The organism is Sphaerisporangium sp. NPDC005288, from assembly GCF_040607475.1.
GTDB lineage: Bacteria > Actinomycetota > Actinomycetes > Streptosporangiales > Streptosporangiaceae > Sphaerisporangium > Sphaerisporangium rhizosphaerae.
On the sequence record NZ_JBEXGT010000092.1, the window covers coordinates 1 to 12796 of the forward strand.

Consider the following 12796-nt stretch of genomic DNA (forward strand, 5'->3'; position numbering starts at 1 on the left):
CCGGGACGACGGTCCCTTCGATGGTCGGGCGGATCTGCGCGCTGAGCGTGCGGATCGCCTCCCGGTCGTCCGACTCGTCGCCACCATCTGCCGCCTGTCATCTCACATAACGGTCAGGGAAGGAGAACGGATCGAGTCGACCATGGCTTTCAGGCAGGGCGCAACCCTCCGCACGCATCCGGTCACGGACGGGCTGCGGCCCGTCCGGTCAGTCGAAGATCGGCTCCCGGGTGCGCGAGCGCTTCAGTTCGAAGAACCCGTCGGTGCCGGCGACGAGCCGCACGCCGTCCCACAGCCTGGCGGCCGCCTCCCCCTTGGGTGCCGGGGAGATCACCGGGCCGAAGAAGGCGACGCCTTCGACGGAGATGACGGGCGTGCCGACCTCCTGCCCGACCAGGTCGATGCCGTGCGCGTGCGACCGGCGCACGGCGTCGTCGAAGTCGGTGGAGTCGGCGGCGGCGACGAGCTCGCGGTCCAGGCCCGCCGCCTCCAACGCGTCGGCGAGCAGCGCGCGCAGGGCGGCGACGGCGTCGAAGTCCTCCTCGCCCTCGGCGGGCCTGAGGCGGCGCTCGTTGTGGATGCGGACGCCGATCTGGGTGTAGAGGTCGCCGATGACGTGCTCGCCGTACTTCTCGGCGGCGGCCTGCACGACCCGGACCGGGGCCATGGCGTCACGGAGAAACTCGCGGTACTGCTCGGGGATGTCCTTGTCCTCGTTGAGCACGAACAGGCTCATGATGTGCCATCGCGGCTCGACGGGCCGTACCTTCTCCACCTCCAGCACCCAGCGCGAGCTCATCCAGGCCCATGGGCAAAGGGGGTCGAACCAGAAGTCCACCGGGGTTCGTTCAGTCATGGCCAGCTTCCCTGCTCCTGCTCGTGGCGGATGTCCCGATACATCTGCCAGCCCCGGCCACGCGTGCGCTATTCCCAATTCCTGGTATCTCGGTGGGAAATCATTTCACCCGCGACCCCTGATGTCCCTGCACCGGTGCGGCATCATGGCGCCCGACGTGGCAGGATTCATGCATTCCTCTCGCGAAGGGGCAGAGGAGATCGGCGATGAGGAGCGGATGTGGCAGGCAATCTGACCCGTGACGAAGCCCGGGTGCGGGCTCGTCTGCTCAAGGTGCGGTCCTACTCGGTCGAACTCGACCTCACCGAGGGCGAAGAGCGCTTCGAGAGCGTCACCACGGTCCGATTCTCCTGCGCCGAACCGGGCGCGACGACCTTCATCGAGCTGGCCGAGGCGAAGATCCGCAAAGCCGTCCTGAACGGCGCCGAGCTCGACGTGACGACCTACGACGCCGAGACCGGCCGCCTGCCGCTGCCCGGCCTGGCCGCCGACAACGAGCTGCTCGTCGACGCCGACTGCAGCTACATGCGCACCGGCGAGGGCCTCACCCGCTTCGTCGACCCGCTCGACCAGAAGGTCTACCTGCACTCGCAGTTCGAGACGGCCGACGCCCACCGCATGTACGCCTGTTTCGACCAGCCCGACCTGAAGGCCGCCTTCGAGCTCGGGGTGCTGGCGCCCTCCGACTGGGAGGTCATCTCCAACGCCGCCCCCGACTCCGTCGAGGAGCTCGAGGAGCACCAGGGCCGCCACGGCACGCTCCAGCGCGCCAAGCGCTGGCACTTCCCGCCCACCCCGGTGCTGTCGACCTACATCACCGCCCTGGTCGCCGGCCCCTACGCCGTGGTCCGCGACGAGCACGACGGCATCCCGCTCGGCGTCTTCTGCCGGGCCTCCCTGGCCGAGCACCTGGACGCCGGCAACATCTTCGAGGTCACCAAGCAGGGCTTCGACTTCTTCCACCGCGTGTTCGGCCTGCGCTACCCGTTCGGCAAGTACGACCAGGTGTTCGTCCCCGAGTTCAACGCCGGGGCCATGGAGAACGCCGGCGCGGTCACCTTCCTGGAGGACTACATCTTCCGCTCCCGCGTCACCGACGCCATGGTGGAGCGCCGCGCCGAGACGATCCTGCACGAGATGGCGCACATGTGGTTCGGCGACCTGGTCACCATGCGCTGGTGGGACGACCTGTGGCTGAACGAGTCCTTCGCCACCTACATGTCGGTGCTGTGCCAGGCCGAGGCCACCCGCTGGGGCCAGGGCGCCTGGACGACCTTCGCCAACGTGGAGAAGTCCTGGGCCTACCGCCAGGACCAACTGCCCTCCACCCACCCGATCGCCGCCGACATTCCCGACATGCAGGCCGTGGAGGTCAACTTCGACGGCATCACCTACGCCAAGGGCGCCTCGGTGCTCAAGCAGCTGGTGGCCTACGTCGGGCTCGACAACTTCCTCGCCGGCGTGCGCGACTACTTCGACGAGCACGCCTGGGGCAACACCGAGCTGAAAGACCTGCTGTCGGCGCTCGAGCGCACCTCCGGCCGCGACCTGTCCTCCTGGTCCAAGGAGTGGCTGGAGACCGCCTGGGTCAACACGCTGCGCCCGTCCTTCACCGTGGACCCCGAGGGCCGCTTCCTGCACTTCGAGGTGCTCCAGGAGGCCCCGGCCGACTACCCGACCCTGCGCTCGCACCGCGTCGCCATCGGCCTGTACTCCCGGGTGAACGGCTCGCTCACGCGGGTCAAGCGGGTGGAGCTCGACGTCGTGGGCGCCCGCACGGCCGTGCCCGAGCTGGCCGGCGAGGCTCAGCCCGACCTGATCCTCGTCAACGACGACGACCTGACCTACGCCAAGATCCGCCTGGACGAGCGCTCCATGCGCACGCTCGTCGACGGCGGCATCGCCGGCTTCGCCGAGTCGCTGCCGCGCGCGCTGAGCTGGTCGGCCGCCTGGGACATGACCCGCGACGCCGAGATGGCCACGCGCGACTACGTCCGGCTGGTCACCTCCAACGTCCACGCGATCGCCGACATCACGGTCCTGCAGACGGTGCTGCGCCAGGCGCGCCTGGCCGCCCAGCAGTACGCCGACCCGGCGTGGCGGGCCACCGGCCTGGCAGAGCTGTCGGCGGCGCTGCGCCGGCTGATCGCCTCGGCCGAGCCCGGCTCCGACCACCAGCTCGCCTATGTCAACGCCTTCACCGCCGGGGCCACCACCACCGAGGACCTCGCCTTCGTCAAGGGCATCATCGAGGGCACGTCGGTCCCCGAGGGCCTGACCGTGGACGCCGACCTGCGCTGGACGCTGACGCACGCGCTGGTGTCGGGGGGCGTGCTGTCCGCCGGCGACATCGCCGAGGAACTGCGGCGCGACCCGTCGGCCCGGGGCGAGCAGTCGGCGGCCATGTGCCAGGCGGCCATCCCGACCCCCGAGGGCAAGGCCGAGGCCTGGTCCAAGATCACCGGTGGCGCGCTGAGCGGCGCGGCGCTGCGCTCGACCATCGTCGGCTTCATGGACCCCGACCACGTCGAGCTGCTCCAGCCCTACGGCGAGCGGTTCTTCCAGGAGGTCGGCCGCATCTACAAGAGCTGGCCCTCCGACAGCGCCCAGCGGTTCGCGATGGGGTGCTACCCGGCGCTGCTCATCGACCCCGGGACGGTGGCGAGGACGCAGGACTACATCTCCGCCGAGCAGCCGGTGCCGGCGCTGCGCCGCCTGCTGATGGAGGGCGCCGACTCCATCGGCCGGGCCCTGCGCGCCCGCGCCAAGGACTCCTCGGCCGTCTGATCCACCCCTCCTCCGGGGCCCGCCCGCCGGCGGGCCCCCTCGCTCCGAGGTGCACCCTCCTTTGAGCCCGGCCCGCCTGGTGTCCAAGTCCGGTTGAACGCCAGGCGGGCCGGTCGGCCGCGCATTCCGCGGCCGGCCCTCCCAGCGGGCTGTAAGCCTCTTGCAAGCGTTCCGCGGTGACATGAGAGCCAGCGAAAACGGCAGCGGCCGTTCACAGCGGGCCACGGCCGGTCTACTGTGCGCGCTGTCACCGTAAGCCGGGAGGCCCCCATGATCGCTCTCGCCGTCGTCGGCGTCCTCGCCCTCGCGTCGCTCTTCCTGGTGGTCTCCACCTACAACGGGCTGGTGCGCAGGCGCGGCGCGGTGGACAACGCCTGGGCCCAGATCGACGTCCAGCTCAAGCGCCGCCACGACCTGATCCCGAACCTGGTGGAGACCGTCAAGGGGTACGCCGCGCACGAGCGCGGCACCCTGTCGGCCGTGGTGGCGGCCCGCGGGCAGGCCCTCGCGGCCCAGGGCCCGCGCGACCAGGCCTCTGCCGAGAACCTGCTGTCCGGCGCGCTGAAGAGCCTGTTCGCGGTCTCGGAGGCCTACCCCGACCTGAAAGCGGACCACAACTTCGCCGCCCTCCAGGACGAGCTGGCCACCAGCGAGAACCGCATCGCCTACTCGCGGCAGTACTACAACGACGCCGTCCTGACCTACAACAACGGCATCCAGACGGTGCCGGCGAACGTCGTGGCCGGCATGACCGGCTTCCAGGCGCGCGAGTACTTCCAGGCGCCGGGCGAAGAGCGCGGCCCGGTCCAGGTCCGTTTCTGACGCCCCGATCCGATGATCTTCGTTTGGGCCGCGGCCGCCGCCGTCGCGCTGTGGCTGGCCCTGCTCGCCGCGATGGCGTTCGCCACCCGCAATCCGGGCATCACCCCGGAGCCGCCCACCAGCGAGCTGGGCGAGGAGTCCCCCGCCCTGGTGGACCTGATCACCGGCGACTGGCGCCTGTGCGACGAGGCCGCCTCCGCCACGCTGCTCGACCTGGCCGCCAAGGGCGCGGTGCAGATCGAGGAGATCGGCCCCGAGCTGTCGCTGGTGCGGCTCGGCACGCCCCGAGCACCGCTCGCGCCGTACGAGAAGCTGGTGCTGGACCACGTGGCCTCGCTCGCCACCGACGGCGTGGTGGCCACCGGAGCGCTGGCCGAGGGCGCGAGGAACCTCGGCCGCTGGTGGAAGAGCTTCCGCAAGAAGGTCATCGCCGAGGCCCGCGAGAAGGGCCTGTCGCGTCCGCGGTGGAGCCGCGCGCAGGCCGTCCTGCTCACCGCCGCGGCGGCCGTGCCCGCCGTCGCCGTGGGCGTCGCGGTGGCCGCCACCGCGGACGACGGCCATGAGGGAGGCGGCATCGGCGCGGGGTTCATCGCGCTGGCCGTGCTGAGCGCGCTGATGGACAGGTTCAACGGCGAGCGCGGCACGGCCCAGGGCGCCCGGGTCGCCGGCCATTGGCTGGGCGTGCGCGCCCACCTGTCCGGCGGCGGCTTCGCCGACCGGCCCGCCGCCTCGGTGACGATCTGGGGGCGGCATCTGGCGTACGCCGCCGCCCTGGGGCTGGCCAGGCGCGCGGTCACCAGCCTGCCGATCAGCGTCCCCGCCGACGACAAACGGGCCTGGTCGGACTTCGGGGGCATGTGGCACGTGGTGGACGTGCGCTACCCCCGCCGCATCCTGTGGGGGCGCCCGCCCTGGCCGGTGGTGTTCGGCGGGGTGGTCGCCGGGCTCGCCGCGGGGTTCTGGCTCTGGCTGCTGGGCGTCGTCGCCAAGGCCCTGACCGACTGGCCGGACGCGCTGGTGATGCCGGTCGCCTACCTCGGCGCGGCGGTGGCGGCGGGCGTCCCGATCGCCTTCGCCATCGCCGACCTGACCACCAGGACCGAGGTCGAGGGCCAGATCGTCCGGCTGCGGGCCTTCCGGGTGGGCGGGGACGAGCATCCCAAGTACGCCTACTGGGTGGCGCTGGACGACGGCCGGCGGCGTCAGGTCAAGGCCCTCGGCGCCGAGGAGGAGCTGTGGCGCCCGCTGGCCGAGGGCGACAGGGTCAGGGCCCGGGTCGGGCGGAGGCTGGGCTGGATCCGCGAGATCGAGATCGTCGAGCGGTCGCGGCACCGCGGCGCGGCGTCCTACGACGACACCGGCGAGCACGTCCTGCAAGCCCCGGAGAACCTCGGCGAGGTCCCCCTCCGCGCCAGGGACGAGGCCCACGGCCCCGACCACCCCGCGGACCCGTTCGCGCCGGCGGGTCTGGTGACGCCAGACGACCTGCGGCGCGTCCTCGGCGTCGCGGTGGGCGAGGCCGGGCCGTACCCGGACGCGCTGCCCACGCCGGCCTGGCTCGCCGTGCGGTCCTGCCGCTACCGGGCGACCGGCGGCACGCCGGTGACCGTGGACGTGCACGCGGCGGCGGGCGCGCGCGGCGGCTACCTGATGGTGCTCGGGCACCTGCTGACCCGGGTCGAAGGACACCAGGCGCCCGGCATCGGCGGCGGGGCCATGCTCTACCCCGGCGTGGTCGCCGCCCGCACCGCCGTGGGCACCTTCGCCATCCACGTCCACTCCCCCGCCGGCCCGCCGCCGCCCGACGCGCTGGTCGAGCTGGCCCGCGCGGCCGCCGCCCGCATGGACGGAAGATCGCCGGTGGCGTGAGAGGGTGTCCGGGTGGACGAGCCATTTGTGCCCCCCTACCCCCTCGCTCCGCTCGACCTGCTCACCGCGCTGGCCCGGCGGTACGCCTTCGGCGACCTCGGAGCCCTCGCTCCGCTGGTGATGCCGGAGCCCGGCGCCATCCCCGCGTTGTGCGAGTTCGGCCAGCGCCTGCTCACCCTGGACGCGGAGGACTTCGCCGCCGAGGTCGACGCCAAGGCCGTTCCGGCCGCGCTGCGGCGCCGCGCGCGCGAGTGCCACATGCCGCAGACCCCGCGCGAGCAGCCGCGCGGCGCGCTGTCCTCGCTGCGGCCCGCGTACGGGCTGCTGCTGGAGGTCATCCAGGTGCGCTGGCAGCGGCGCGAGCTCAGTTCGGTGATGTCGGCGCTGCACATCGCCAGCGAGTACCTGCCGCTGCTGGCCTTCGAGCCGGTGCTCGGCCACGCCGGCGACCCCGCGCGCTGGCCGCAGGGCCTGCGGGCGGAGGGCAGCCGGTTCGGCGTGATCGGCGACCGCGACTGCGACCACACCAAGCCCGAGAAGTCCGCGGCCGAGCGCACGCTGCGCGTCGCCCACGAGCCGGGCGAGGGCTGGCGGGCGTACTTCGACCGGCAGCACAGCCAGCTCTCGGGCGCCATGGCGGCCTGCGTCGCCAAGTGCCGTAAGCCCTGCACGGCGATGGACTGGATTCCCGAGCCGGCTCGCGAGGGGCTGGGCCTGCGCTGCAAGGTGGCGCTCACCTTCGCCGACACCCCGCTGGTCCGGCTGCGCCACGCGGCGCCCGTCGGCCACGGGTTCGGCGTGCCGTCCCCGGAGGAGGTGTTGGACGCCTGGGAGCGCAGTCGGTCCTATCTGGACAAGAACGACATCGGCCACGAGGCGAGCCGCGAGGACGGCTTCCCGCTGCCCGGGCTGCCCAGCCTGTTCTCGGCCGTCGCGGCGGCGCCCATCGCCACCTCGGCCCTCCTGTCCGACGTGGCCGCCCACCTGGTCACGCTCATCGGCGCGCCGGCGTTGCGCGGCGCCGGCGTGTGAGCCCGCGTCCTCACCAGATCTCGGGGCGGCGGTCTCCCCAGAAGCCGCCCACCGCGGCCTCCACCTGCGCCGACAGCGAGATGAGGGTGGCCTCGTCGCCGAACCGGCCGGCCAGCATCACCCCGATGGGCAGCCCCGCGCCGGTCCAGTGCAGGGGGAGGTTGACCGCGGGCTGGCCGCTGATGTTGTACGGCGCGGCGAACGGCGCGAACCGCTCCATGCGGTGGAAGGTCTCCTCGGGGTCCTCGACGTCCTCGAACCAGCCGATCGGCACGGGCGGCTGGGTGACCGTCGGGCTGAGGATCGCGTCGTAGTCGTTCATGACCAGGAACGCGAAGCGCGTCGCGGTCTGCAACGTCGCCTGGGCCTGCAGGAAGGCCGGCGCGGGGGTGGCGAAGCCCCGTTCGCGCAGCCACCGCGTCAGTGGCCGCAGCCTGGGCTCCAAGGACGGGTCGACGGGGTGCATGCAGGCGAAGCAGAACCACAGCCGCTCGAACTCGGCCAAGATGGAGCCGTCGAAGGCCGGCGGCATGTCGACGACCTCGTGGCCGAGCGACTCCAGCAGCCGCGACGCCTCCTCGTAGGCGGCCATGACGTCGGGGTGCACCTCGGCGCCCGGCACGACAGGGGTGGCGTTCCTGCCGATGCGCAGGCGCCCGGGCTCGCGACGGGCCGCTTCGAGGAAGCCGACGGGCGAGGGCGGCGCGTGGTACAGGTCGCCCGGCTGGTTGTGCGCCATCGCCTCCAGCAGCGCGGCGGCGTCGGCCACGGTGCGGGCGATCGGCCCGTTGGTGGACAGGCCGGCCAGGTCGGGGACGACCGGCGCGAACGAGATGCGCCCGCGCGTGGGCTTGATGCCGTACAGGCCGCACACCGACGCGGGGATGCGGATGGAACCGGCCCCGTCGCTGCCCTGCGCCGCCGGGGCGAGCCCGGCCGCGACCGCCGCCGCCGCTCCCCCGCTGGAACCGCCGGCCGAGCGCGTCAGGTCCCACGGGGTGCGGGAGGGGGGCGAGACATCGGTCTCGGTGTAGCAGGGCAGCCCGAACTCCGGGGTGGCGGTCTTGCCGAGCATGATCGTGCCGGCGGCGCGGAGCCGCTCGACCACGCTGTCGTCCACGGGCGCGACGAAGCCCTCATAGGTGGCCGAGCCGAAGCGGATGGGCACGTCCTTGACGAGGTTCAGGTCTTTGACCGGGATGGGGACGCCGAGCAGCGGCGGCAGGTCGGCGCTCTCCATGACCTGGGCCTCGGCCCGGCGGGCCTCCTCCAGCGCGCGCTCGGGGGTCGGGGTGACGAAGGCGCCGACGCGGGGGTCGAGCCGTTCGACGCGCTCGATGTAGTGCTTGGTGATCTCGACGGGGGACAGCTCCCGGGCTCGGACGGCCGCCGCCTGCTCCAGGGCTGTTAGATCATGTATGTGCGCCACGCTACGGCACAGTAGGGCCTGTGACCACGACTTATCTAGAGAGAAAAGAAAGAGATACCCGTCCTTCCGCCCTACAATGCGGGAACGCGGGGCCACAAAAATGTGAACTAGCCAACACTAGGCACACCCTTGGGCGTCAACTACCGTGAGTTACGTGGATTCCGGTCTAGAACCCGATGACGGTCACAATGGGTCACCCATCTGGGTGAGTGACCGCCCTGCGCAGCCGAGGTCACGGCCCGCCGCCCCGGAGGAGACCTACGCCCCGGTCGGTCGCGCGTCGCTGCTCGGTCTGCTCCAGCAGCCCAGATACCGGCATCTGCGCGTGCGCGCGCTGATCGCCGCCGGCGCCGGGCTGCTGGTCGGCATCCCGCTGTGGAGCTGGCGGCTCGGCCTGGTCGCGGCGATCATCGCCGCCATCGCCGACACGGTGTACCGCGCCCGCACGGTCTCCTCGGTCCCGCCCTGGCGCCGCGCGTCGGCCGCCGAGCGGCGCACCGAGGCCCAGCTGAGGAAGCTCGAACGCAACGGCTACCTCACGCTGCACGCCCGGGCCATCCCGAACAGCGACGCGCAGATCGACCACCTGGTCGTCGGCCCGACCGGCGTGTACGCCGTCGACTCCGAGAAGTGGGACAAGCGGCTCCCGGTCCGGGTGCAGTCGCACCGCAAGCTGTTCCACGGGCCGTTCAACCAGAAGCCCCGGCTCGACGAGGCGCGCTGGGAGGCCTCCCAAGCCGGCGAGCTGATCACCAAGGCCCTCGGCCGCGAGATCACCGTGGTGCCGTCCCTGGCCATCTACGGGCCCGCGATCCCGTGGAAGATCCTGAACATCCGCGAGGTGGACGTCTTCGACGGCTCCCGCGTCCGCAAGTGGATCACCAACCGCGAGCGCTCGCTGACCGGCGAAGAGGTCGAGGACATCTACGCCGTCGCCGAACAGGTGCTGCCGGCGCGTTATCCCGAATAACCGAGAAGCCGACCCGTCGAGAAGGTCCTTCGGGATTCCCGTCCCTGTTCCACCACTGCCCCCGGGGATCCCGAAGGACCTTGTCATGTCCTCCTCCGCCGCGCGGGTGTCCATGCTGTGGACGGCGGGTCTCGTCAGGCGGGCGATGGCCGTACCATTTGAAGACTCAGCAGTCGTCGGATGGGAGAACGGTCATGCCGGCCCTCAGATCTCGCACGGTCACTCATGGCAGGAACATGGCGGGCGCGCGCGCCCTGCTCAGGGCCACGGGTGTAGCCGGCGGGGACTTCGGCAAGCCGATCATCGCCGTGGCCAACAGCTTCACGCAGTTCGTCCCCGGCCATGTCCACCTGCGCGAGGTGGCCGAGGTCGTGGCCGGCGGCATCCGCGAGGCCGGGGCGATCCCGCGCGAGTTCAACACCATCGCCGTGGACGACGGCATCGCGATGGGCCACGGGGGCATGCTGTACTCCCTGCCCTCGCGCGAGCTCATCGCCGACGCGGTCGAGTACATGGTCAACGCCCACTGCGCCGACGCGCTGGTCTGCGTCTCCAACTGCGACAAGATCACCCCGGGCATGCTGCTGGCGGCCTTCCGGCTGAACATCCCGACGGTCTTCGTCTCCGGCGGGCCGATGGAGGCCGGCAAGACGCCGGGCCGCAAGCTCGACCTCATCGACCCGATGATCGCCGCGGCCGACGAGAGCGTCTCGGACGCCGAGCTGCTGGAGATGGAGGAGAACGCCTGCCCCACCTGCGGCTCGTGCAGCGGCATGTTCACCGCCAACTCGATGAACTGCCTCACCGAGGCGATCGGCCTGGCCCTGCCGGGCAACGGCACCACCCTGGCCACGCACAAGGCCCGCAAGGCGCTGTTCGAGCAGGCCGGCCGCCAGGTCGTCGAGATCACCAAGCGCTACTACGAGGGCGACGACGCGTCGGTGCTGCCGCGCAACATCGCCACCCGCGACGCCTTCGAGAACGCCATGGCGCTGGACGTCGCCATGGGCGGCTCCACCAACACGATCCTCCACCTGCTCGCGGCGGCCCGCGAGGCCGGCGTCGACTTCGGGCTGAAGGAGATCAACGAGCTGTCGCTGCGGGTGCCCTGCCTGTGCAAGGTCGCGCCCGCCACCGCCAAGTACCACGTCGAGGACGTCCACCGCGCCGGCGGCATCCCGGGGATCCTCGGCGAGCTCGACCGCGCGGGGCTGCTCCACCGCGACACCCACAGCATCCACGCCTCCACCCTCACCGACTACCTCTCCGCGTGGGACCCGAAGTCCCCGACGGTGTCGCAGGAGGCCGTGGAGCTCTGGCACGCCGCGCCCGGCAACGTGCGCACCGTCAAGGCCTACTCCCAGGAGGCACGGTGGGAGTCCCTCGACCTCGACCGCGCCGAGGGCTGCATCCGCGACTTCGAGCACGCCTACACCCGTGACGGCGGCCTGGCGGTGCTGTACGGCAACCTCGCTCCCGAGGGCGCCATCGTCAAGACGGCCGGCGTCGACGAGTCGATCTGGCGGTTCAGCGGGCCGGCCGTGGTGTTCGAGTCGCAGGAGGACGCCTCCGAGGGCATCCTCGGCAACAAGGTCAAGGCCGGCGACGTGGTGGTCATCCGCTACGAGGGTCCCAAGGGCGGCCCCGGCATGCAGGAGATGCTCTACCCGACGAGCTTCCTGAAGGGCAAGGGCCTCGGCAAGGCGTGCGCGCTGATCACCGACGGCCGCTTCTCCGGGGGAACCTCCGGCCTGTCCATCGGGCACGCCTCGCCCGAGGCGGCCGAGGGCGGCATCATCGCCCTGGTGGAGGACGGCGACCTCATCGAGATCGACATCCCGGGCCGCGGCATCGAGCTGAAGGTCTCCGAAGCCGAGCTGGCCGCGCGGCGCGAGCGCCTGCTGGCCGACCTCGGCCGTTACCGCCCGCGCGACCGTGAGCGGGCGGTGAGCGCCGCGCTGCAGGCGTACGCCGCGCTGACCACCTCCGCCTCCACCGGCGCCTCCCGCGACCTGTCCCAGCTCTCCCAGCACTGAGCTCCCCCGGTCCGGCGCCGAGACCACCCGGCGCCGGACCGCGAGCTCGCCTGGCGCCGTCTTGAACGGCCCCCGCCGGGGCGCGGGGGGTGGTGGCGCGGGTCGATGACGCCGCGCCGCCCGCGTCGGCGGGCAGGGCGGGGTTGACCCACGGAGTCGATGGCGTGGAGGAAAGGCCGCCGTCACCGGAGGGTGAACAACAGTCACCCTCTGGATGCCCGTGACAAGATCTGGTGTTCGAAAAATGTCGGTGTCGCGACGTAGTGTGGACCTATGGCCAACGTCACCACGCCGCTCCTGACGACCGCCGAAATCGCCGCTCTCGCCTTGTCCCTCGCCCATCTCGGCGAGGGTCCGCAGGCGCAGACCGCCCGACACGGGCTGCGCCGCGTGTTCGACAAGCTCGACCTCGACGACGACGTCATCGCGACGACCCTCGAAACGCTGACCACGCCGCTGCCCCCCGATGTCGCCCGGCGCGCCCGCACCATCGCGGGGGCGGTCACCGGCCGGCAGGTGGTGCGGCTCCACTACCGCGACGCGGCCGGGCGGGTGACCTCCCGTGACGTCGAGCCGGTCACCTGCCTGGTCCACCGCGACCATTGGTATCTGGTGGGGTGGTGCCGCTCGAAGGGCGGCATCCGCGCCTTCCGCTTCGACCGCATCGTCGCGGTGGAGCCGACGCTGGTGCCGTCCCGGCCGCACCGCGCCGAGCGCTACCTGCCGTTCCAGCGCCGCACAGCTCCCGAACGACGCCCCGGCGGCACCCTCACCCCCCTGAGAGGCCGCCGCCCGGCCTAGCGTTCAACTGCCGACATTCGCCGACTGCCCAGCGGCGCCGGCTTGCCGGCGCCGCCTACGGCGCCGGGCCCGGTGGACGTTCGCAGACAGCGCACTGGCCGAACCGGTCACCAGGCGCGCTGTGGCCCAGCCGGGCCACCGCCCCACCCCCAAAGCGAGTAGTGAAACTCGCGGGGCCCCCCGCCCACGCGAGC

At 72.1% G+C, this 12796-nt stretch carries 9 protein-coding genes; 7 read left to right on the forward strand and 2 right to left on the reverse strand.

The window, feature by feature from the left end; all coding sequences use genetic code 11:
• Nucleotides 1–208: 208 nt before the first annotated feature.
• Entirely contained in the window at nucleotides 209–856 is a 648-nt protein-coding gene (locus ABZU32_RS40405; RefSeq protein WP_354931956.1) for a disulfide bond formation protein DsbA, read from the reverse strand.
• 219 nt (nucleotides 857–1075) lie between these two features.
• Between ABZU32_RS40405 and pepN the strand changes: the two genes are divergently transcribed.
• From pepN to ABZU32_RS40425, 4 genes are all read left to right on the forward strand, one after another.
• Nucleotides 1076–3643: an aminopeptidase N gene (gene pepN / locus ABZU32_RS40410; RefSeq protein ID WP_354931959.1), complete on the forward strand. Its 2568-nt coding sequence runs from the start codon at nucleotides 1076–1078 to the stop codon at nucleotides 3641–3643.
• A 270-nt stretch (nucleotides 3644–3913) separates the two neighbouring features.
• Nucleotides 3914–4465, forward strand: a complete 552-nt coding sequence (locus tag ABZU32_RS40415) for a LemA family protein (RefSeq protein ID WP_354931962.1) — start codon at nucleotides 3914–3916, stop codon at nucleotides 4463–4465.
• A 12-nt stretch (nucleotides 4466–4477) separates the two neighbouring features.
• Nucleotides 4478–6334, forward strand: a complete 1857-nt coding sequence (locus ABZU32_RS40420; RefSeq protein ID WP_354931965.1) for a hypothetical protein — start codon at nucleotides 4478–4480, stop codon at nucleotides 6332–6334.
• A 12-nt stretch (nucleotides 6335–6346) separates the two neighbouring features.
• Nucleotides 6347–7366, forward strand: coding sequence for a hypothetical protein (locus tag ABZU32_RS40425; RefSeq protein ID WP_354931967.1), 1020 nt, complete (start codon nucleotides 6347–6349; stop codon nucleotides 7364–7366).
• Between the two features lie 10 nt (nucleotides 7367–7376).
• Here ABZU32_RS40425 and ABZU32_RS40430 read toward each other — a convergent pair whose 3' ends face one another.
• Entirely contained in the window at nucleotides 7377–8795 is a 1419-nt protein-coding gene (locus ABZU32_RS40430; RefSeq protein ID WP_354931970.1) for an amidase, read from the reverse strand.
• Between the two features lie 205 nt (nucleotides 8796–9000).
• On the opposite strand from ABZU32_RS40430, the gene ABZU32_RS40435 reads away from it, so the two are divergent.
• The 3 genes from ABZU32_RS40435 to ABZU32_RS40445 all read left to right on the forward strand — a co-directional run bounded on the left by ABZU32_RS40435 (nucleotide 9001) and on the right by ABZU32_RS40445 (nucleotide 12602).
• Complete coding sequence (locus ABZU32_RS40435; RefSeq protein WP_354850617.1) at nucleotides 9001–9765, forward strand: nuclease-related domain-containing protein; 765 nt, start codon at nucleotides 9001–9003, stop codon at nucleotides 9763–9765.
• A 194-nt stretch (nucleotides 9766–9959) separates the two neighbouring features.
• Nucleotides 9960–11801, forward strand: a complete 1842-nt coding sequence (gene ilvD / locus ABZU32_RS40440) for a dihydroxy-acid dehydratase (protein ID WP_354850614.1) — start codon at nucleotides 9960–9962, stop codon at nucleotides 11799–11801.
• 273 nt (nucleotides 11802–12074) lie between these two features.
• On the forward strand, nucleotides 12075–12602 hold the full coding sequence (locus ABZU32_RS40445; RefSeq protein WP_354850611.1) for a WYL domain-containing protein: 528 nt from the start codon (nucleotides 12075–12077) through the stop codon (nucleotides 12600–12602).
• Nucleotides 12603–12796 lie beyond the last annotated feature (194 nt).